Source organism: Agarivorans gilvus (assembly GCF_001420915.1).
Lineage (GTDB): Bacteria > Pseudomonadota > Gammaproteobacteria > Enterobacterales > Celerinatantimonadaceae > Agarivorans > Agarivorans gilvus.
Map to the genome: position 1 here is coordinate 2,317,614 of NZ_CP013021.1, position 22,589 is coordinate 2,340,202.

The following is a 22,589-nucleotide window of genomic DNA, read 5'->3' on the forward strand; positions in this document are numbered from 1 at the left end:
CTCTCTTAAGGATAAGACAATGAAAGCTGTGGTATTTGCCTATCACAACATCGGTTGTACGGGCATACAAAGCCTAATTGAAGCAGGCGTTGAAATTGCTGCTGTATTTACTCACCTCGACGACAGTAAAGAAAATCTATTTTTTGAATCGGTAGCCAAGCTAGCCGCTCGCCATGGTATTCCGGTATTTGCCCCAGAAGACGTCAATCACCCGTTGTGGCTGGAAAAAATTAACGCCATGCAACCAGAGGTATTCTTCTCTTTCTACTACCGTTCAATGCTAAGCCCAGCGCTATTGGCATTAGCACCGCAGGGTGGCTTTAACTTACACGGCTCACTGCTTCCTCGTTATCGCGGCCGCGCGCCGGTAAACTGGGCCTTGGTCAATGGCGAAACCGAAACCGGTGTTACCCTACATGTAATGACGGCCAAAGCCGATGCCGGCGACATAGTGGCTCAACAAGCCTTAACTATTGACCCACAAGACACCGCCGAAACACTGCATCAGCGACTCAATCAACTGAGTGCTGAGTTGTTGGCCGAGGTGCTGCCAAAACTTATCGCCGGTGAACATAGCTTAACCCCGCAAGATGAGAGCCAAGCCACGGTATTCGGCCGCAGAACTCCTGCCGATGGCGAGATTAAATGGGCCGACGATGCCCACAGCATTTACAACTTATGCCGCGCCGTTACCGAACCCTACCCCGGTGCATTTACCTTTTTAGGTGAGCGTAAAATCATTTTTTGGAGCGCAGCGGCCAGTGAGCAAGATTACGACGCCACGCCCGGTACCATTGTGGCCACCGCACCGCTTACCATTGCCTGTGGCCGCGGCTCGTTGATCGTCAAAGCCGGTCAAGCCGAGCAAGGCTTATATATGAACGGTGAGCAGCTAGCCAGCGAAATGCATTTAGTAGAAGGCATGCGTTTTGGGCCACAGGCCAGCGCCACCATCGCCGCCAAACGTCGGCAAAAGGTGCTCATTTTAGGGGCTAACGGCTTTATTGGTAACCATTTAACCCAGCGCTTATTAGACGATGGCAAATACGAAATTTTTGCCATGGACATGAGTGCCAACCAGATTGAACAGCATTTAAGCCATCCGGATTTTCATTTTGTTGAAGGTGACATCACCATTCACAATGAATGGGTCGAATACCACATCAAGAAATGTGACATTATTCTGCCACTGGTGGCGATTGCTACTCCGATTGAATATACCCGTAACCCGCTGCGGGTATTTGAACTGGATTTCGAAGAAAACCTGAAGATCGTTCGCGAATGTGTGAAATACAATAAACGCATTATTTTCCCCTCTACTTCAGAAGTATACGGCATGTGTACCGACGAAGAATTTAACGAAGACAGCTCACCTTTAATTACCGGCCCCATCAACCGCCAGCGTTGGATCTACTCAACCTCTAAGCAACTACTCGACCGTGTTATTTGGGCTTACGGTAAGAAAGACGGGCTTAAATTCACCCTATTCCGTCCCTTTAATTGGATGGGACCACGCCTCGACAGCTTAAACTCGGCGCGGGTTGGCTCAAGTCGAGCGATTACCCAGTTAATCCTTAACTTGGTAGAAGGCACGCCAATTAAGCTGATTGATGGCGGCGAGCAAAAACGCTGCTTTACCGATATTTCCGAGGCCATCGAAGCCTTATTCCGCATCATCGAGAATAAAGACGGTTTATGCGATGGCCAGATTATCAATATTGGCTCGCCAGAAAACGAAGCCAGCATTAAACAAATGGCAGAAATCTTGGTAGAAAAATTTGAAGCCCACCCGCTACGAGATAAGTTCCCACCGTTTGCCGGTTATCATCTGGTTGAAAGTAAGACCTTCTACGGTGACGGTTACCAAGACGTGCAGCATCGTCGCCCCAGCATTCGTAACGCCAAGCGTTTACTTGACTGGGAGCCGCGCATTATGATGGAAGACACCATTGAGGAAACCTTGGATTTTTTCCTAAAAACTGCAGTTGACGAGTAATAATGAGCGGAAAAAACAGCACTAAAGTCGGTTTAAGAATAGATGTAGATACCTTTCGCGGCACCCGTCTAGGGGTGCCCAAGTTATTAGAAATCTTACAGCGGCACGGGTTTCAAGCCTCGTTCTTTTTTACGGTTGGGCCAGACAACATGGGGCGTCATATTTGGCGCCTGCTACGCCCCGCCTTTTTAAAGAAGATGCTCCGCTCTAAAGCCGCCAGCCTCTATGGCTGGGACATTCTACTGCGTGGTACTTTTTGGCCCGGCCCCGTGATTGGCAAGCGCTTAGCTGGAGTCATCAAGCAAACCGATCAAGCTGGCCACGAGGTGGGTTTACACGCTTGGGATCATCATAAATGGCAGATGAAAACCGATACAATGTCTGCCTCTGAGCTAGCCAGTGAGCTGAACAAGGGTTACCAACTGCTGTCTGAGATCATTGGCAAAGAAGTACAATGTAGCGCGGTCGCTGGCTGGCGCTGTACCGAGGCCACCTTAGAGCAAAAAGAAGCCTTTCCGTTTCGCTATAACAGTGATTGCCGAGGCCAATCTATTTTTGTTCCCAAACTGGGCATGGCGCCGCAAATTCCGGTCACCCTGCCCACTTATGATGAACTGATCGGCCAAGACGGCGTGGACGAAAGCAATTACAACCAAGCCATTTTGAGACGAATAAGAGCCGATGCGCTTAATGTTTATACCATTCATGCCGAAGTGGAAGGAATCGTTTGTGCGGAGATGTTTGAACAACTGCTAATTAGCGCCAAACAACAGGGCATACAGTTTGTTCCGCTCAGCGAATTACTCGATCAAGACTACGTATCTTGGCCAGCGGACGAGATATTAAATATTGAAATGGAGGGGCGCGAAGGTTGGCTAAGCCATCAAGCCTCTTTGGTTAAAGCAAATCAGGAAAGTTATGCGTCAAGTTAAAATCAATCTAGCCACTTGGCTGCCCCTGTTCTTTATCTTGCTGTATTTGTTACCACTGGGGTTGCGCGACCTTTGGTCACCAGATGAGCTGCGTTACGCCGAAATTTCCAGAGAGATGGTGGCCAGCGGCGATTGGATAGTACCGCGCTTTAATGATCTGCGTTATTTCGAAAAGCCAGTCATGGGTTACTGGATGAATGCGCTATCACAGTTAGTCTTCGGTGAGACTAATTTTGCGGTTAGAGCCGCCTCCGCCTTTAGCGCCCTAGGTGCGGCCTTTTGTCTGTGGATGTTATTAGCCCGCTTTGCCTCTCGACCGACTGCTTGGTTAAGCTGCGCCATTTATCTCAGTATGTTTATGGTCTCAGGCATTGGTACCTATAGCGTGTTAGATAGCATGCTCAACCTCTGGCTCACCGCCAGCTTCACCGCCTTTTACTTTGCCATTCGCAGTGACAGTAGCCGCCATCGCGCCAAATACTACGCGCTAGCGGGCATCTATTGTGGCTGCGCGGTATTAACCAAGGGTTTTCTGGCATTGGCGCTACCGGTATTGGTGGTATTGCCCTACATGCTATGGACTAAGCAACTAACGGTGATCTTAAAATGGGGTTGGTGGGTGATGCTACTAGCGCTGCTCACTTGCCTGCCTTGGGCGTTAGCGATTCACGCAGCCGAGCCCGATTACTGGCACTACTTTTTTGGATTGAGCACATTAAGCGCTTTTCCGCCGAAAACGCTCAGCACGCCGCACCGCTGTGGTATTACCTACCATTTTTGGCGGCCGGAGTATTACCTTGGTTATTTTGGTCTCCCTCGGCGCTGGCCCACCTAAAAGGGCAAATGCATTCACCGCTGCTGCGCTATGCCTTGTTATGGGCCCTGCTTCCCTTACTGTTCTTTTCACTGGCCAAGGGTAAACTAGCCACGTATATCTTGCCAATAATGGCGCCTATCGCCATCTTATTTGCTCACGGTATTCAACAGGCCTTTGCCAAAGCCTGTAAGGGTTTACGCTTGGGAAGCTGGCTCAATGCAGGTTTATTTTCGCTATTGGCCCTCACCACCTTAATTCTGCACTTTAGTGGCAAGCTTCCCTTAGAAGCCGATGAAACTTACCGTGCTTGGCTGCTAAGCTTTATTTTTGCTTTTTGGGCAGCCATGGCCTTAGTCTCGCTAAAGGTAGACAGCTTAAACGCCAAAGTCGCCAGCTACATGTTAATGCCTTTAGGTTTGTTTATGTTGGCTTGGGCCACCTTTCCCAATATCAGCATTTACTCCAAAATGCCTGCCAAATTTACTCAGCAAATCGCCCACTTAGTCAGCCCTAACACGGTCTTAGTCGCCGACTACCCAGACACCATGTCAGCGCTAAATTGGTACTTCAAACGTCAGGATGTCTATCTAGCGGGGCAAAAAGGAGAAGTCAGCTACGGTTTAAGTTATCCGGATGCTCAGCATCGCTATATCGAAAATAGCCAACTAGCCGAATTTATTCAGCAGCAGCAACAAACTGCCCCGGTATTAATCTTCTTTAGAGATAAACCCGACATGGGCGAGCAGCTGCCCCAGACCGACCAACGTATTAGCCGGGGCCGTTACACCGTGCTTTACTATAACGCGCGGCAACCTTAACCATGACAGAGCTACTGCTGCTAGTTATATCGATAGGCTTAAGCTCATTAAGCCAATATTGGCAAAAACGTGCAGCGCTGCTGTTTGCCGCCCAGCCGCAATTAACTAGCCGGCAGAAGCTACTGAGCAAACCTTTATTACTGGGCATCATCTTTCTTGGCCTCGGAGCTCTGAGCTGGTTGGCCGTGTTAAGTCGCTGGGATGTATCTGTGGCTTACCCACTGCTTAGCAGTAACTTTGTGATCATGTTATTGATTTCAAAATTTGCCTTTAATGAGCAAATCAGTCCACGCCAATGGTGGGGAGTGGGCTGTATTGTACTTGGAGTGGCCTTTATCGGAGGAGCGGCTCAATGGCTATAACCAGACGTGGTCGCAGCATTGCCTTGGCCTTACTCAGCGTAGCGTTTATTTCGCTGGCCCAACTGTCCATGAAATGGGGGATGAGCCAACTCAATGAACAATTTCCTACTTGGTTAAGCCTATGGCAGCAGCAAGCCTACAGCCACTTAGTCAGCCACTACTGGCCCTATTACCTTAGCGTGATAGGCGGCTTAAGCTGTTATGCCTCGTCCATGTTTTGTTGGGTGATTGCTTTAAAACGCCTCGCTTTATCAATAGCTTACCCACTACTAAGCTTAAGTTATGTAGTGGTTTACCTCGCCGCGGTAAGCTTGCCCTGGATAGGCGAAAGCTTTAGCTGGAGTAAAGCTCTAGGCGTATTACTGATCTTAATCGGGATCTATCTGGTCATACCGCGAGCGACTGGCAAACAATAAGCCTAAGCTCAGTAAGACTGCATCCATAAAAGCCGCAAAACCTCACGATTAATGATTAAATAGTTGAAGCATCAAGCAATATTAAACGATACTGGGTAGAATCTGGCTTTTACTGAGTCGCAAGGAGTTTGCGCTAACATGAAACGTCTTTTTGACCTGCTCGCCATTTTGTTTTTGCTATTGTTGGCTACCACGGTCTTTTTCTTGTTCTCTTTCCACCCCGACCGCTATAAAAGCGATTTCCTCTCCTGGGTCAACCAACAGAGCGACTGGCAACTCAACTATGACAGTAGCCAATGGTCACTTAAACAACCGCTACAGTTGCAAGTCTCGGGGCTCAGTTTAGCTAAGCCAGAACAAGCCGCACTCATGGTCAAACAAGCCGAGTTGAAGCTCGCCTTATTACCCTTAATTAAGGGCACTATTCGCTTTGATAGCGTGGTTTTAAGCGACACTCAAATAGCGATAAGTGACCAGCTGTTTAGTGCCAGCAAGACCGAGCAGCCAGTCGGTGCAGCGCCAAGTACTAGCTGGTTTAAGCAACTCGAAGTGGGCCAAATTTTGGCCAAAGACGGTGACTTTACTTGGCAGCGCCAAGAGCAAAACCTTCGCCTAGAACGCTTTGAGCTGGCGATAGAAGATGTCGCCATCGAGCTCCAACAACCCGCCCCTAGCCACTGGCAATTTACTCTGCACGGCTCGGCGCAGCAGCTTATTACGCCTTGGCAAACCATAAAATTACCGCAGCTCAGCCTCGCTTACGCCAAGCAGCTCTTAGTGATTGACCACATCGGTGCCGATTTGCTAGGAGGTTCCTTCTACGCCGCGGCAGAACTCAAACAACAGCAACTCACTATTAGCGAATTAGCTTTAAACAACCTCAAGCTGGAATATTTTGCACAGCCTGCCGCAAACACTGCTGCCACGCCTACTGAGCCAGCCACCGATACCTTAGAGCTAAGCTGGCTAAAACAAATTAACATTAATAACTTACTACTAAATCAAGTGAGTTTAGCCAGCCAGTACCAAGGGCATAATCTAGTTCTAAATAAACTCACCGCCGAATTAAAACAGCTACAAGGCGCTTGGCCTATACAGCCTTCGTCGCTACGCGGTGACTTTGCCTTTATTGCCGATGAACTCTACTTAGATCAAATCCAACTGACAGAGCTCACCGCCAGTGGTCAGCTACAAGAGCAACAGTTGTCGCTTAGCGCGCTCCGCAGCCAATTGTTTAAAGGCCAACTGGAGCTGGCTCTGAGCTACCAGTGGCAACAACAAGCGCTTACCGTGCATCAATTACTGCTAGCAAACAATGAAATCCCCATTCAACCGGCCTGGCTACCCCAAGCTCCCCATGAGCCAGCCACTGAAGAGCAACCAGCCGCAGCAGAGCAACAGCCCGCACCGAGCCACCAAACTACCTTAGGGCTACAGGAATTATATATAGAGCAGGCCGACTTACAGCAGGTGAAGTTATTGTCCTACATCGACACCCTGCCATTTTCTGCAACCGGGCTAGACCTTGAATTACGCCAGCTTAACTTAATTAAACAAGGACAATGGCAGAGCGTAGAACAACTGTGGCAACCGCAAAGCCGCGTCTTTATGGAAGCCCCCGAAATTGCCTTTCGGGGTTTGGTTCTCAATCACAGCAGCATAGACTTAGGCTCGGAGCAGCAACTAGGCTACCTAAATCTGTATGGCGAATTGCCGCTTGGTCAGTTTGAATTGCAAGCCCAGAGCCTGTTAGATCAGCCTCATAAACCTTGGCAGGCTCAGCTATCGGGCTTACTCCTTGATATTAGCCCGCTAGCGAGACTAGCCGATAACCCAGACTTTAACCTAGTGGGTGATGTTGAACTGGCGGGAAAGCTACGTGGCAAACTCAGTGACTTTTGGTCAAATCTTGACGGGGAGTTAGAGTTGCATAGCCAGTTGTTGCAACTGCCGGGGGCCGATTTAGAGGTCACCCTCGACCAGATCATTGAAACGCCGCGCCAATACTTTGAGGACCCCAGCCCACTAATCGCCAAAGGCTGGCCGGTGTTTTGGCGCACCCCAAACAACTCCCTCAGGGACTCAGCCAATTTACCAATACCGCACTCAGCGCCGAAATTAAACAAGGCGTGTTACAGCTAAGGCCACAACAGCTAACAGGCTTACGTTACCCCATCACGCTGGCAGGTAACATTGACTTTGCTCAGCAACGCTTCGAGCAATTTAAAGTGGTGGTGAGTGATAAGCCTTGCTGGCGTTTGGTTCAAACCACCGATGGTAGCTGGTCTGCGCCACATATCAGCTTCGATCATTATTTATCGGCGCGCCGCTACCGACTAGACCAACAACAGTTTATTCAAGCTCCCAAACATCCTGAGTGCCGCTATGCTTTCACCGCGAGCAACTAAATCACGCCGACAGCGATGCGCTTAAGGCACAGGCATGTTCAATAAAACAATCGCGTAAGGGATTTTGGCTACTGTCTTTACGCCACACAAAGTTAAAGCTGCGGCGCATGTCCAAGTCAGGCGTCGCCAAAGCCACTAACTCTCCGGCTTGTATTGCTTGCTCTACACTACGTAGCGGCAGGCAACTTAAGTAAGCGCCATCTGCTACTAAAGCAATCAAACTTGCCACATGGCTGTATTCGCGCCACACCTTTAACTTAGTAATCTTGCCATGTATTGCGCCATTAAAAATATCCCGAGTTCCCGAGCCGGTTTCTCGTAATACCCATCGAGCACGGCTAAGTCGAGCTAAGTTTACCTCTGGTAAATTTGCCAAAGGGTGCTGCTTGCCAGCCACCACCACTAAGTGATCCTCGCACCACACTTGTTGAGCAATCCGGCTATCACTACAGTGGCCTTCAATAATGCCCAATTGCAAACGGTAATCGAGCAAACCTGCCAATACCACTTCACTGTTACTAATTTGCGGATGCACCACCAAGTCGGGAAACTGTTGATCTAAACTGGCAATGATTTTAGCCAAAAAATACTCGGCAATGGTTTGACTGGCACCCACCGTCAGCTCTCCACTGATCACCTGCTGCCCGGCAAAACCCTGCATAATATGCTGACTTTCCATTAGCACCCGCTTGGCTCTAGGGCGTAACCAATGCCCCCAATGATTCAAACGCAAACGTTTACCTTGGCGCTCAAATAGCTTTTGCCCCAAACCCGTTTCTAGTTGATTCAAGGCCATGCTAGCCGCCGATTGAGTCATCGCCAGTTGTTGCGCGGCCACGCTAACACTTTGGGTTTCGGCGATACAAACAAATACAGATAACTGCTTCAGGCTGAAGCGGTAGAGGTGCTGCATATAAGCACTCCTGATTAAACGGCAACAATATATTAGTAAAGCTAATATATCGCGCCGTCACTCAAAGCACTAGTAGCTGCAGCTTTTAGCTGGCGTCCGACTGACTAGGTAGGATCATAAAGAAGCCCTTAAACTCAGCAGCTAAGATCTGCTGGTCATAGATTTCCACCGCCACGGTCATTTTAGATTTCTTGCCTTCTAGCAAAGGCAGTAAACTGCCCTTCATGGCACTTTTTTTCACCCGCGCTTCAGCATCGCTCAAAATCGCTTTACGGTGTTTAATTTCACCCTTGGCTAATACAATGTCGCCAGCAAAACCATGCTCTTGCAGCATTAACCAAATCATCCCCACGCCGACAACACCGCCTGACTGTAGATGCTTCCAGCAAACATGGAAGCATGGGGATTACCATTGCCAGCCAAAGGCAGACGAGTGCTTAGCTCTTTACCAGTATACTGGCGTAAGCGCACGCCCATCTTGTCGCTCAAGGGAATTTGTTGCTGAAACATTTGCTGTAAGGCGGTACATAAGGCGGGTTGACGCACAAAGCGGTGTTCTGCAGACAGCGGCTTCACCATTTGCTGCACTTTCACCTTAAACTTGTCAAAGGTAGGGCTACCGGCGGGTTCGAAACCGCAACTAGTGAAAAACGCCTGCGCATCGCCCCGTGCATTCACTACAATGCGCTTAACTCCTTCTTCGTGAGCCGCCTCTTCCAAAGCCATCATTAATAAGGTGCCAAGACCTTTCTTACGTTGTTCAGGGGACACCGCCACATGGCGAATCAAGGCTTCTTGATGGTCACTCAGAAACAAACGACCTACCGCGAGCGGCTCTCCTTGTTTGTCACGGATCATTCTATGGATGCTGTGTTCATCATAGGCATCTCGTTCACTGCCCAAGGGCAGTTGTAAGGGTTTGTTCAAAACTTCCCAGCGAAACCGATAGTACTTATCCATTTCTCCTGAGGCGTGAGGACAAATTACCTTCATCATAGCTACTCCGTTTGCTAGATAATATGATTACTGAGCCAAGCTTGGGGTTCAGACCGTGTGCTCAAGCCTATTACTTATAAGCAAAACCCCGTTTGATAAGCAAAGCGCGTGCTACATAATGCACACAAACGCAACAATAAACCAACAAACAATACAAAATAGCTCGCTATAACGTGAAGCATACAAGCGACAATGAGCCCCGCCTTGCTTCTGCACTCGTAGACAAGGCTTACCATTGTGCAGTGCTAACGATAGAATAGCCCTTAACTTCGGCAAACTAGGAAATAGCCAATGTTAAAAAAACTGGCCTTGGCACTCGCGGTAGTGGCTTTAGTGGCGCTAGCTGGTCAATATTTTACTTACCAGCAATATCAGGCCCAGCTCAAACAGCGGCTCACTCAACTGCAGCAGCAAAGTGCTTGGCGCTTTCAAGTTGAGCAGCGCAGTGGGAATGTTTGGCAAGCTCAAGAACACTGGCTGGTTCAGGTACAGCTCAGTGATTTAGGCCTGCATGCCGAAGACTTTGGCCTAAGTAATGACATACTGAGCCTGCATTTGAATCACCAGCTCACCGTCTTGCCTTTTTATCTTAGCGGCCAATGGCAACTCGACCCAACACAAGGCGACTATCAGCAATGGCTGCAGCGTTGGCAGCTGGATGAAATTGGCCATCAAGGTAGCTGGCAAGCCAATTTGCTAAGCCAAACACTGCACCAGCAGCTAAATATTGCGGCGTTTCATCATCAAGATGAAAACACCGAATTAAATGTTGAGCCACTACAGCTAAGCAGTCACAGTGACCTGAATTTTCGACAAGGCGAATTGAGTTTAGAATGGCAAGGCATGCATATAGAGGACAAACAAGATCTAGGCGATAGCGTCAAGCTAGGGCGAGTAAGCATGCAACAGCAGTTTAGCCAACGCCAAAGCTGGCACCTGGTAGAAGCCGCCAGCTGGTCCATCGAAGCCCTCGACATCCGCTTTAAACACGCCACCGAACAGCTCTCGCTGCAGCAACTTAAAGCTGAGCACAAACTTGTCGAACAACAGCAAAAAGCCTACCTAGCAATGGACTTAAGTCTGCAACACTTAGCTTTGCAACAGCAGCAACAAGGGCTCACAATGCAGCAATTACAAGTGCAATCGCAACTTGGCGGTATGCCAATGCAAGACCTAGTCGCACTCGCCGAAGCGAAACAACAACGGGCCAATGAAGCGCAGCTTGATAACTTGCTACAACAAGCCTTTGCCGAAGGTCTGGATTGGCAGTTCCAGCAATTAGCGGTAGAGCTTGACTCCAACTACCCAAGCTTACAGCTACAAGGTGACCTAAAACTTAGTGGTCAAGCTAAGCTGCTGCCACTGCAGTTCAATGAGTTGCGCAGCCCACTGCAATTGCTTCGCTACCTAGAGCTGAACCTCGATATTGATGCCAGTGATCAACTGCTAGCGAACGACAAGTTAGCCGTGTACGTATTAGCCTTGCGCCAAGCGGGCTACCTAAAACACCAGCAAGGCCGCGATAAAACCCGGCTAATTTTTAACGACAGTGAATTTACTATGAACAATTTGGCGGTGAATTAGACAAAAAAAAGCGGCGATAAACGCCGCTGAAAGTCAGGGATTAGAAAAAACACTTAAGTGTTGCACTACTTTTGCTGCTGTAACTTCAATTGCTGCATAAAATGGGCTTGCGCTTTTGAAGAACCGGCTCGCTCTGCCTCCTCCACTAGGTTTAAGGCCCTAGAGAGGTCATTCTTTGCTACCGCCTTGGTTATCTGCTCTAAGTAGAAGGCTTCGGTATCACCGAGCATTTCTACATCAAGTGCCTTGCTTGGCTGAGCGGCGGTAGCGGTCACTGTTGACGCTGCAACTACTGGAGTTGCTTCAACAGCCTGATAATTACTTTGTGTTCCAGCAACACTGACCATGGATGAGCTATACATCACGTTGCTGAGACGAATATCCAAATTGCCAATTGGCGAATGCTTGCTGTAATACTTAAAGGCTGGGGGCAAGCCGCCGCCAGTTTTCTCTTCGTAAACCACTTTGGGGTCGATCAGTTCGGTTTTACCACCAAATTCTGTGGCTTTGCTGTACACCAGAATATAGCGAGCTTGCTGCGCTTGCTGCGGCGTAAGCTCTTGCTCCATGCTTAAAAAGCCTTCTCGGTCTAGCTGCGTTTCTTCAACACGTAGCACTTCGTTTAACGCTCGATCGTAAAACACCACTGTTGGGACGAATACGGTACGGCTAACAATACTGTCTAAATGAAAAGTAAATTGTGAAATATTTTCAGGGATCAACAACGCTGCAGTGTAAGAACGTCCTTCGGGGAAGGCCACAACAGGTGACTTCTCTGTCACATCAATTCGATTGGTTCTGTCAACAGACAACAGCTGATACTGCAACTGATTGGCTTGCTTAACCGCCACATTTCCACTAGCTAAGTTGTCGGCAATTTTGGCTTCATCGACAAATTGTGTACCCCAGGTTCTAAATGGGTCAGTGACTTCTAAAGGACGTTGTTCACCCGAACCAGAACAGGCACTAAGCATGCCACAAGCAACCACTAGCGCAAAAACTTTCTTCACATCTCACCTCTTTACTGTGGGCGCCGACCAGCGACGCCCACTTATTGCCTAAGTACTATAAGGAGTACTCAGCATAACGCGGCTTGACTCGGCTTACCACCAAGCTTCAACCATTGCGCCAACTTTTGTTAGATCAACGGTTTCTTGGCCGTCGGTTTTAACTTCACCAGTTACCGCATAGAAGCGAACCACTGGGCGTGACCACATGAAGTGACCCACTTGGAAGTTTTGCGACAAGGTAATCTTCCATGCGTCACTATCGTTGGTAGCGCCACCAACATCCGTGCGAGTAGTAAAGTGCATACCGGCTTCAATGGCTGTAGCCATATATTCGTTCCAGTGATGCTGTGGACGTACTGCAAATGAGTACTCCTCTTTCTCATCAAACGAACAACCCGTTTCCTTACAATCAACTAGTAAGTAGTTCGCGTTGTATTCCATCGCAGTCATTTCACCGAAGTTTACCGCACCATCTAGGAACAAACCGTACGAAGCGGCTTCTTTATCTTCGTAGTTACCCCAGTTTTGCCCAGCAGCATTAGATGAAATCAAAGCAGAAGCATCCGTTTCATAGCGTGCTGCCACTTGGAACCAACCATTGCTTAAACCTTGACGGTAAGAGGCAAATAGTTGCCATGCCGAGTCATTTTCAATGTTATCTTTCACATCAGCAGTGCCGAAGCCGTAGTTAACACGGAACTTAAGAGCCCCTTGGTCAGAAACTTTAATATCGTGCCAGTGAATAGCTAAAGTGTTAACAGAGCCATTTTTAGTCTCTGAACTAGTCGCTGCACCACCTTGCGTCCAACCTAAGTCAAGCTTACCAAGGCCAATGTCTAAGTTATCAACACCAGCACCTGAGCCATCAGCACTCAACATATAGTAGTCACTCAAACCACCTTGCTCACGACCGTAGAAACGTTTACCGGCCCAAATGTAGGCGTCAGGTTGAGAAGCAAAGATACCCTTACCACCGCCATAAAACTGAGCTAGACCAATGGTATCGCCCCAAGTTGGAGAGAAACCAGGAGTGTTGATCATTACGTTCATATCAAACTTAGCATCGCCGTTTTCAAAGCCTTGACTAAGCATCCACTCCATCCAGTTGTCTTCGTTACCTAAACGACCAGCACCATTGATTTCACCATGGGCACCTTTTAGTTGAACGATGTGATCGCTAGATGCTTCTAACGCATAACGACCATAACCAGAGAAGTTAGGGGTACCAGCAAATGAGCTAAGAGAGGTAGCTGCAGAAGCGATAGCGACTGCAATTGTAAGCGCTTTCATTTTCATTTTATTCAACTCCGTATGAATCTTGAATTTTTATTAGAATCTTTTTATGTAAATGACCAATAGGTCACAGGAGCAAAGTATAGAGTCCAAAATAGGATAATTAAGTGACGAGTATCACCCTTGAAAGCGTTTCCAAATAGTTCCGATCACATTTAACAGTAATTTCCCAAGAAACATTTCATGAAATATTCCATTACCCCCCCTTAAACCAAGTAAGCGATTACATAAATAAGCTATTGAAAAAAAAGGAGTTTACTATCATTTAAAATCCTTCTGCCGCTTACTGCTTTTAACAATGAAATTTTACAACAAGTCTTTTTTTACAAAAGTTAAGCAATGTGAGATGAATCAAATTTATCCGATACAACCATTATTTCCATGACATAAACAAGGTTATTTGGAGCTTAAAAGGGCAAGTAAATAGCTAACTGTTTAAGTTTACGCCACTTTAGGCAATATCTTTTACGCCTCTGCGCGCGGCTCAAGCAAGCGAACAACTCGCCCCCACCCTCTATATCGCCGTTTCCATAACCAGCAACAATCCAAGCAAACTGGAAATCAACGCCTTATAGTGAACGGCCAAATCACTCAACTTAAATCTGCTGAAGACTTATCACTAAATCGCACCAAGCCCCTATTCACGCGGATCTTTCATAGCTTTCCTGTCATAAATTCTTTTATTGAAGCGGATCACTATTTCAAATTCACAGGCTAAACAGGACTAAATGAACTGTTAACATGTCATTATGAAAGCGCTTACACGCGTAACTAACTTAAAGAGGTTGAATCCATGTTGCATCGTTATACTGCCCAATCCAGTTATCACGGAACCGTGAGTGACTTAATGAGTCCCGGATTGGCAGATGAGTTTGTCCAGCCTTGGTATGTGCCTTTAAGCACTACCCCGGCAGATACCGGCATTGCTTTGGGAGGCATTGGTAGCGCCTACACCTTTACCCCTGCGGGAACCACGCCTTTGCTACACATGCTGCCAGGCTTGCATTTGAGTGACCAGCAACGTGATAGCCTTCGTTTAGAAGATTTTTACTTCAGCCAAGGCGCAGCCAAACAGCAACAATTGCAGCTGGTTCACCCCAGAGACTTTCAACAAAAACAAAAGTTCTTTAAGTTAAGCGATGCCTCAGGCCAAGCCTTGTTCAGCGATGACATGTCAATTGAGCAGCAAATTGAGCGTCTGCAGCAGCTGGTAAGCGAAGCCGACTTTTATGCATGGAACCAACTCAACTTGCAACGTTGGCAAATTGAATTATCCAGCAAAACTCTAGATTTACTGGCTACACATAAACATGGCGTAGAGCTTAATGTCAGTTGGTTGCTCGATTTTTACGATGGCGCTTTAGGTCTACAGCAAACCGAACAACACGCGCTACTCGGCGATTGGGAAGCTAAGCAGTATCAAGGGCTCGCCAGCTGGCCAAGCCAGCAAATTAACTACAGCGCCTTATACCCAGTAGCCAAGCAAGAATTTGTTGGTGAGCAGCCCATCACCCTCACTAAGTTTCATTACAGCCCAATCGTCCCAGATAAAGAAGATTGGGCGGCACTTCCGGTTAGCTACACGCGTATTGTTTTACATAATCAGAGTAAACAGGCGCAGGCTTTTAGCTTAGTACGTTGCCTAGAGAACTTGACTGGCTACCAAGCCTTAAAGAGTCGACCAGGTATGCAAGACGCTGCCTGCTCCATCGTGCGTGTCGCTAATAGTCAACATGCAGAGCTACATCATTGGCAAGATCAACTAAAACACTGCACTGTTGAAATGGGCGGCAAGGCCAATCCAGGTGTCGACTTCGATGGTCAAAGTAGCATCAGCGTATCGGCCCCCGAGAACTGTACTATTAGTGCCAAGCCCTATTTCTACACCCAGAACGGCGAAGCCATTATTAAGGGAGCCTTAGCCAGTGGCCGACTCAGCAGTGATGTTGACCGCGGCATATACAGCGGCCGAGAACTCAGCTCCGCTGCACTTTGTGTTAGCGGCGAGCTAGCGCCTGGTGAACAACTAGAAATTCTGTTTACCTTAGTATTGGATTTTCCGCATATTCAACTGCCGGGTCTCACTAGCCAGAAAAAATATACCCAGTTCTACCCAAATGCTGAAGGGCGCTGTTTGGCCATTACTAAACAAGCTTTAGCCATAGAACCACAAATCCAAGATGCCCTAGCAAACATTGGAGAGCAACTGATGCCACAGGCTAGTTTGCTCGCCATCAGTCCGCAGCCACAACAACAAAGCCAAACCCGCACCCTGGCGCTAAACACACTATCATTTTTAGCGGAAGCCACGGTATGGGATAAACAAGATCGCTTTTTAGTGCGTGAATGTGCCGACTACCCCTTCTTTAATTCACTAGACGTATATTTTTATGGTTCATTCTCGTTATTACAGTGCTTCCCGAGACTCGATGGCGCAGTGATGCGTGAGTTCGCCAAAGCCGTGTTAGCCGAAGATAGGGTGATCCGTCGCCATCACGAGCATGTAGGTTTGCCACACGCCGACTTACCTAACGACAAAACTGAAGGTCCACGTGCCGTGCGCGGTGCGGTAATTCACGACCTCGGCAGCCCCTTCGACGCTAAACCGGATGCTTATGACTGGCACAATGTTAAGGAATGGAAGGACTTAGCGCCTAAATTCATCTTAATGTTGTTACGTCATTATCGCACTCATGGCGATCAAGCCCTATTACAAGAATCCTGGGAAGCCTGTCAGGCAGCCATGCACTATCTACAAAGTATGGTTGAACCGGGCCAGTGTTTTCCACTCACCCGCGGTACTGATGATACCTTCGATAATTTATCTTCCCATGGTATTTCGGTGTACTGCGGCTCGTTATGGATAGCCAGCCTAGAAGCTTATGCCAGCATCGCTGAACTGCTCAATAAAGCGAAAATCCCTCAAGAATATCGCGACCTTGCACATTGTGCTCGTCAACAGTTTCATCGTTGTTTATGGGATGAACAGGCCGGCTACTTCCACTTTTACATCACACCACTACAAATTGGTGATATCAAACAGCAACAGCGTGAAGCACTACTCGCCAGCTTAAGCGAAGTGTCATTTGCCGAGCACTTAAATCTCGATAAGAACAGTTCTTCTATAGAGCTGATTGAGCAACTAAACCGCTGGCTTGACCAGCCCGAAATGCCACAACTGGGTTCACTCGAAGCTGAGGTGAAAGCATTATGGCAGCAACATGCTAACGAGCAGGCTTGGCCAACCCAGCAATCTAGCCCGAAAGCGTGGCGCCAATTACGTAAGCTAACTTTATTGGCATTAGGTGATTTCTGGCAAGACTCATGGCTGAATAAGCTAGACCTAGATAGTGATGACAGTTTTGCCGACTCACTGCTAGCCGACAGCTACTGCCGAATGCTGCAGCTACCAGCAGTCGCCAGCGAACAGCAACAACGTCGCTGCTTGGAATATGTGTACCGACACAATTACCAACTAAACAGTGCACGAGTAGGTGCAGCCAACTTGGTGACCCGCGACGGGCAGCCCAAAGAGTGGGGTAATTTCCAAGCTCACGATGTATGGGTCGGGGTGCAATATTCCTTGGTTAACGCCATGCTTGCGCTAGATATGCAGTCCCAAGCCGCTGATTTATTACAGGCTTGCTACCGCAATCTTTATCAAGATGCGCGCATCCCTTTTGCCGCACCAGAAGGCTTTAATGCCAGCTGCCGTTTCGATGCCTCAGCATTTTGCGATGGAGATAATCAGCAAGCAGAGCAACTTCATCAGGCGCTGTTAGAGCAGGGCTTGTTATATCCAGACGGGCGGATTGCCGCTGATATTCCGCGTCAGCTCAGTGAATTTAAACTGCGCTACGCCAATCTATGTCAGCAGCTGCAACTGGATAGCAAAGCCTTATTTTATGCACTTCACCACAGTGGATTAAAATACACCGCCGGTCGTTACTTCCGTCCGGGCATGATTTTTTCTCTGCCTTTGGCGACGCAACATCCCCAAGCAGAGCAGCATTCAGCATAACATTTTAGAGGTTAATATGAGCAAACAATACGGTTACTTTGATGACCAAAACAAAGAATATGTACTAACTACGCCGAAAACGCCGATAAAATGGGCTAACTATGTAGGAACCCTAGATTTTGGTGGCATCATTGATACCACCGGCGGTACCTTAGTTTGTAAACAAGATCCGGCTTTAAACCGCATCACCAAATACATTGCCCAACAGCCTCAATCAGATTTTAAAGGCTCAAGCATTTATGTTCGTCGCAAAACGGAGCAAGGTTATCAGTTATTTTCTCCGTTCTTCACTCCTTGCTTAACCGAGCCAGATGAGTTCGAGTGTCGCATCGGCCTTTCTTACACCCGCTGGCGGGTAGTGGCGGAAGGCTTAGAAATAGACATCAAAGTATTTGTTCCTAAGGGTTCAACTACCTTGCTACAAGACATTAAAGTCACCAACGTGAGCTCACAAAGCCAGCAAGTTGACCTAGCACCGGTTTATGAATTCACTCACTTTGACGCCTTAAAACAATTAGTGAATGCCGATTGGGTTCCTCAAACCATGACCCTAAAAGCCCACCCAGAAGCTACCGGGCACTTGGTGTTAGAACAATACGCCTTTATGAAACGCGATATTGCGGTTAACTACGTGAGTTGTAACCTTCCTGTGGATTCTTGGGAAGGAGATCGCCGAGCCTTCTTAGGTGAAAACGAATTTGGTTCTTGGGCCAAACCGCTATCATTAATGGAAGATAGTCTGAGCAATTCAGAGTGTGACCGAGGTGACAACGTTGCTGCCATGCTCATCAAACTAGGTGAGTTAGCGCCAGGGCAAAGCCAACGAGTGATTACCCAATTAGGCCAAGCTGACAGCCTGCAAGATGCAGCCGACAGCATTGCGCTTTATCGTGACGAAAAAGCGGCTGATCAAGCCTTTGCTGAGCTCGCCACATTCTGGGAAGACTATCTACAAGTGATGCAGGTAGATACTCCAGACAGTGCCATGAACTCGATGCTTAACGTACATAATCCGCGTCAGTGTCATACCACCAAAAACTGGTCACGCTACCTGTCTCTCTACCAATTAGGCTATGGTGCTCGCGGTATCGGCTTCCGCGATTCATCGCAAGATTTAATTGGGGTAATGGCTCACATGCCTGAAGAAGCGCGCGAATTCGCCGAGCGCTTATTGTCGGTTCAGCTTGAAAATGGCTCGGCGATGCACCAGTACTTCCCGCTGACTATGGAAGCCAACGAAGGTGACTCTCGCGAAGAACCCGACTGCCCAGACTACTATGGTGACGACCACCTATGGATCGTCTTAACGGTAGCGCAGTATCTCAAAGAAACCGGCGATCTGGAATTCTTAAACAAACCTATCAGTTACTACAGTAAAACCTTGGAATTGGCCGAGCGTCCAACAGCCAGTGTTTACCAACACTTACTTAAAGCAGTTGATTTCACTTGGAATAACGTTGGCCAACATGGCTTACCTTTACTTGGCTTTGCCGACTGGAATGATACCGTTAACCTACCCACAGGTGCCGAGTCATTGTTTGTCGCTAACTTATTCGGTAAAGCGCTGAAGGAGTTGTTAGACATTGCCCAGGCCTTAGAAGATCAAACCACGGTCGAGTTACTTACTGGCTACTACCAAGAGATGAAACAACGGGTAAACCAGCATGCTTGGGACGGCGAGTGGTGGGTTCGCTACTTCACCGAACAAGGCGAGCCGATTGGTTCACATAAAAATAGCCATGGTAGCTTATATACTAATGGTCAATCATGGCCCGTCATTTCAGGCTTTGCAGAAGGTGACCGCATGCTAGCCGGGTTAGATGCCGTCAATAACAAACTCAATACCCAATATGGCATTATGCTATCTGGCCCCGGCTATAACGGTTATGACCATAAGCTTGGCGGGGTAAGTACTTACCCACCGGGAGCCAAAGAAAATGGCGGTATCTTCCTGCACTCTAACCCTTGGGTTATGATGGCCGAGACCATCGCTGGCAACGGTGACCGTGCCTTTGAGTACTACAATCAAATTAACCCAGCCTTCCATAACGATAACTTAGATGTGTTCCAATCTGAGCCTTACTGCTACCCACAAAATATTTTGGGTAAAGAACACAAACAGTTTGGTATGGGACGTAATGCTTGGCTATCAGGCACCTCTAGCTGGACCTATGTTGCAGGAACCCAATACATATTAGGAATTAAGCCCGGCTTAAAAGGCTTAGAAATTGACCCTTGTATTCCTAAGGCGTGGCCAGAATACAGCGTACGTCGCCGCTACCGTGGAGCCACTTACAACATTAAAGTAAGCAATCCTAAAGGTGTTAGCAAAGGTGTAGCTAGCATCACGCTTAACGGCAAAGCCATCGAAGGGCAAGTTCTACCTATCATGGCTGAAGGTGAGCACCAAGTCGAAGTCGTACTAGGCTAATCGAGCTCACTATATTAAAAAGCCAGCATAACGCTGGCTTTTTAATGCTTATTTATCAACCAACTTCAACAATATCACTAGGATACAAAAAAGCCCCTGTTCCACAACAGGGGCTTTAATTTGAGTTGAAACTGACGCGCTTACGCTAAGGATTGCAACGTCGTGGCGTCAAATAAATGCGCAAAGTGACTATCTAAATAAAGCTCACAATCACCGGGCTGCAAACTGTAGTCGGTGGCGGCTTCAACAATAATCTTTCTACCGCTTAACTCACCTCGTGCCAACATGGTGGCGCCCAATAATTCAATATTGTTCAGCTTAACGTGTACCTTAAGCCCTTGCCCTTCCTCCAGGTTTTTCGGATGCAGATAAATATCATTGGGACGTACTCCCAGCAATACTGACTGACCATCACTCACCTTATCCTGATATTGTGGCGGCAAAGTAATACGCTGCTGTTGAATATTCAGGTAGCTTTGTTCACCTTGCTGCTGCACCGTGGCAGAGAACATATTCATCATTGGTGAGCCAATGAAACCAGCCACAAAGGTACTGCTAGGTTGAGTAAATACCTCATAGGGTGTACCAATTTGGGCCACCACACCCTTATCTAATATCACGATGCGGTCAGCCAAGGTCATAGCCTCTACCTGATCGTGGGTTACATACAAAGTCGTCACACCCAGCTTGGTATGCAAATCTTTGATTTCTTGACGCATTTTGCCACGCAATTTGGCATCCAGGTTAGACAGCGGCTCATCAAATAAGAACAATTTAGGCGTACGAACCATGGCCCGTCCCATTGCTACACGCTGGCGTTGACCACCAGAAAGTTGCTTAGGTTTGCGCTGTAACAACTCTTTAAGTTGCAACATGTCGGCCGCCCACTCTACCGCCTCTTCGATTTCTGGCTTGCTATAACCTTGTACCTTTAAGGCAAAAGCGATGTTTTGATACACCGTCATATGCGGGTACAAGGCATAACTTTGAAACACCATGGCTAAGTCTCGGTCCTTGGGGTCAATTTCATTCAGGCATTTATCGCCCATCATGATACGTCCCGAAGAAATACTCTCCAAACCGGCTACCATTCGTAAGATGGTAGATTTGCCGCAGCCAGAAGCGCCGAGCAAAACTACAAACTCACCATCGTTTACCTCTAAATCGAAGCCCTTAACTACTTCTGTTTTACCAAAATTTTTTGTTAGTCCTTGAAACGACAGTGACGCCATAGTTATCCCTCTTTACGTTGCTTTAAAAAGCTTTGGAAGTACTTAGCACTTTGTTTAAGCACACGTTGTTGACTGGCATAATCTACATACACCAAGCCAAAACGTTTGTCGTAACCAAAGGCCCATTCAAAATTGTCCATCAAACTCCAAGCAAAATAGCCTTTAAGCTCTACCCCTTCAGCCATCGCCGCAGCCACCGCATCTAAGTGTGACTGGTAATAGTCACAGCGTTGTTGGTCAATCACTTGGCCATTTTCTAGCTTGTCTGCACCAGCCATACCATTTTCGGTAATATAAATAGGCGGTAACTGATAACGCTGATTTAACTTGGTGAGTAAGCTAGTAAACGCTTCAGGGCAAACTTCCCAGCCCATATCGGTGCGCTCTACGCCTTCTAAACGCACGTGTTCAGGCCCGTGTTCACCAGCTTTAATCACGTGGCGGGTATAATAGTTAATTCCAAGAAAATCGATGGGCTGCTGAATCAGCTCCAAATCGCCCGGCAAAATGGTGGGCCACCACAATGGCTGCTGCTGGCGGATTGCTTCTGGGTAAGTGCCTTCGACTAAGGGCTGTATGAACCAGTGAATACCCTGTTGCTCGTCAAAATCAGCGGCGGCAACATCGGCGGGATTACTTGGGTCAGCCGGATAAGCCGGAGCAAAGTTTAAGACTATCCCGTGCTGGGCCTTAGGCGCATTTTCTCGCATCTTAGGCAAAGCCAAACCATGGGCTAACAACAGATGGTGAGCGGCCTGAAAACCCCATTTGTCATCTTTTAGGCCCGGAGCATGGTCGCCAAAGCGGTAACCCAAGAAGGCACTACAGAAGGGCTCGTTGAAGGTAGTATAACTGTAAACTTCATCACCCAGCGCTTGAGTCATGATGTCAGCAAATTCGGCAAATTTATAAGCGGTTTCACGGTTCAACCACCCGCCGCGATCTTCTAGATACTGCGGTAAATCCCAGTGATATAAAGTGACAAAAGGCTTAATCCCTAATGAATTAAGTTTAGCGATAAGACGCTGATAAAAGGCGACGCCTTTTTGGTTAACCTGCCCTTCCTGAGGCATGATACGTGGCCAAGCAATCGATAAACGGTAGGCGTCCACACCTAGCTCAGCAATTAATTCTAAATCCTGCTCCCAACGGTGGTAGTGATCACAAGCTACTGAACCATCATCCCCGTTAGCCACTTTTCCGGGAGTCGCACAAAAACGGTCCCAAATAGATTCACAGCGGCCATCTTCTTGATTAGCACCTTCAATTTGAAAAGACGCTGTCGCCACACCAAAAATAAAATCAGAGTGACGAAATGGAGATGATTCGGGAAAAGCAAAAGACATACAAAACCTCAATA

16 protein-coding genes and 1 pseudogene are annotated in these 22,589 nt (G+C 47.8%); 11 read left to right on the forward strand and 6 right to left on the reverse strand.

Annotation, left to right across the window (positions count from 1 at the left end):
* Positions 1 to 19: 19 nt before the first annotated feature.
* The 8 genes from arnA to AR383_RS10880 all read left to right on the forward strand — a co-directional run bounded on the left by arnA (position 20) and on the right by AR383_RS10880 (position 7,749).
* Complete coding sequence (gene arnA / locus AR383_RS10850) at positions 20 to 1,996, forward strand: bifunctional UDP-4-amino-4-deoxy-L-arabinose formyltransferase/UDP-glucuronic acid oxidase ArnA (protein WP_055733152.1); 1,977 nt, start codon at positions 20 to 22, stop codon at positions 1,994 to 1,996.
* A gap of 2 nt (positions 1,997 to 1,998) precedes the next feature.
* Positions 1,999 to 2,928 (forward strand): 4-deoxy-4-formamido-L-arabinose-phosphoundecaprenol deformylase, encoded by a 930-nt coding sequence (gene arnD, locus AR383_RS10855; protein ID WP_055733153.1) that lies wholly within the window; start codon positions 1,999 to 2,001, stop codon positions 2,926 to 2,928.
* Positions 2,915 to 3,763, forward strand: a complete 849-nt coding sequence (locus tag AR383_RS22025) for a phospholipid carrier-dependent glycosyltransferase (RefSeq protein WP_232304727.1) — start codon at positions 2,915 to 2,917, stop codon at positions 3,761 to 3,763. Before arnD ends, AR383_RS22025 begins: the two co-directional genes overlap by 14 nt.
* Positions 3,706 to 4,563 carry a glycosyltransferase family protein gene (locus AR383_RS22030; protein ID WP_232304728.1) on the forward strand — a complete coding sequence of 286 codons (858 nt, stop codon included), beginning with the start codon at positions 3,706 to 3,708 and terminating at the stop codon, positions 4,561 to 4,563. The genes AR383_RS22025 and AR383_RS22030 overlap by 58 nt, the downstream gene beginning before the upstream one ends.
* A 2-nt stretch (positions 4,564 to 4,565) precedes the next feature.
* On the forward strand, positions 4,566 to 4,925 hold the full coding sequence (locus AR383_RS10865; RefSeq protein ID WP_055733154.1) for an EamA family transporter: 360 nt from the start codon (positions 4,566 to 4,568) through the stop codon (positions 4,923 to 4,925).
* The gene (gene arnF / locus AR383_RS10870) at positions 4,916 to 5,341 is read left to right on the forward strand and encodes a 4-amino-4-deoxy-L-arabinose-phosphoundecaprenol flippase subunit ArnF (protein WP_055733155.1); all 426 of its coding nucleotides are present in this window, start codon (positions 4,916 to 4,918) and stop codon (positions 5,339 to 5,341) included. Before AR383_RS10865 ends, arnF begins: the two co-directional genes overlap by 10 nt.
* 138 nt (positions 5,342 to 5,479) lie before the next feature.
* Entirely contained in the window at positions 5,480 to 7,483 is a 2,004-nt protein-coding gene (locus tag AR383_RS10875) for an AsmA family protein (RefSeq protein WP_055733156.1), read from the forward strand.
* A complete protein-coding gene (locus AR383_RS10880) occupies positions 7,471 to 7,749 on the forward strand; it encodes a hypothetical protein (protein ID WP_055733157.1) in 279 nt (92 codons plus the stop codon). The genes AR383_RS10875 and AR383_RS10880 overlap by 13 nt, the downstream gene beginning before the upstream one ends.
* Position 7,750: 1 nt before the next feature.
* Here AR383_RS10880 and AR383_RS10885 read toward each other — a convergent pair whose 3' ends face one another.
* Together AR383_RS10885 and AR383_RS10895 are read right to left on the reverse strand one after the other, a co-directional pair.
* On the reverse strand, positions 7,751 to 8,662 hold the full coding sequence (locus tag AR383_RS10885) for a LysR family transcriptional regulator (RefSeq protein WP_055733158.1): 912 nt from the start codon (positions 8,660 to 8,662) through the stop codon (positions 7,751 to 7,753).
* Between the two features lie 85 nt (positions 8,663 to 8,747).
* Positions 8,748 to 9,658: pseudogene (locus AR383_RS10895) on the reverse strand (bifunctional GNAT family N-acetyltransferase/hotdog fold thioesterase).
* Between the two features lie 291 nt (positions 9,659 to 9,949).
* Between AR383_RS10895 and AR383_RS10900 the strand changes: the two are divergent.
* Positions 9,950 to 11,242 carry a YdgA family protein gene (locus tag AR383_RS10900; protein ID WP_055733161.1) on the forward strand — a complete coding sequence of 431 codons (1,293 nt, stop codon included), beginning with the start codon at positions 9,950 to 9,952 and terminating at the stop codon, positions 11,240 to 11,242.
* Between the two features lie 65 nt (positions 11,243 to 11,307).
* Here AR383_RS10900 and AR383_RS10905 read toward each other — a convergent pair whose 3' ends face one another.
* Positions 11,308 to 12,252, reverse strand: a complete 945-nt coding sequence (locus tag AR383_RS10905) for a MalM family protein (RefSeq protein WP_055733162.1) — start codon at positions 12,250 to 12,252, stop codon at positions 11,308 to 11,310.
* Positions 12,253 to 12,345: 93 nt separating this feature from the next.
* Positions 12,346 to 13,548, reverse strand: a complete 1,203-nt coding sequence (locus tag AR383_RS10910; RefSeq protein ID WP_055733163.1) for a maltoporin — start codon at positions 13,546 to 13,548, stop codon at positions 12,346 to 12,348.
* A gap of 790 nt (positions 13,549 to 14,338) precedes the next feature.
* On the opposite strand from AR383_RS10910, the gene AR383_RS10915 reads away from it, so the two are divergent.
* Together AR383_RS10915 and AR383_RS10920 are read left to right on the forward strand one after the other, a co-directional pair.
* Positions 14,339 to 17,566: a GH116 family glycosyl hydrolase gene (locus tag AR383_RS10915; RefSeq protein ID WP_055733164.1), complete on the forward strand. Its 3,228-nt coding sequence runs from the start codon at positions 14,339 to 14,341 to the stop codon at positions 17,564 to 17,566.
* A 16-nt stretch (positions 17,567 to 17,582) separates the two neighbouring features.
* Positions 17,583 to 19,997: a glycoside hydrolase family 94 protein gene (locus tag AR383_RS10920; protein WP_055733165.1), complete on the forward strand. Its 2,415-nt coding sequence runs from the start codon at positions 17,583 to 17,585 to the stop codon at positions 19,995 to 19,997.
* 140 nt (positions 19,998 to 20,137) lie between these two features.
* Here the strand turns inward: AR383_RS10920 and AR383_RS10925 are convergent, their stop codons facing one another.
* Together AR383_RS10925 and AR383_RS10930 are read right to left on the reverse strand one after the other, a co-directional pair.
* Positions 20,138 to 21,229 (reverse strand): ABC transporter ATP-binding protein, encoded by a 1,092-nt coding sequence (locus tag AR383_RS10925; RefSeq protein WP_055733166.1) that lies wholly within the window; start codon positions 21,227 to 21,229, stop codon positions 20,138 to 20,140.
* A 2-nt stretch (positions 21,230 to 21,231) separates the two neighbouring features.
* A complete protein-coding gene (locus AR383_RS10930; RefSeq protein ID WP_055733167.1) occupies positions 21,232 to 22,575 on the reverse strand; it encodes a GH1 family beta-glucosidase in 1,344 nt (447 codons plus the stop codon).
* Between the last annotated feature and the right edge of the window lie 14 nt (positions 22,576 to 22,589).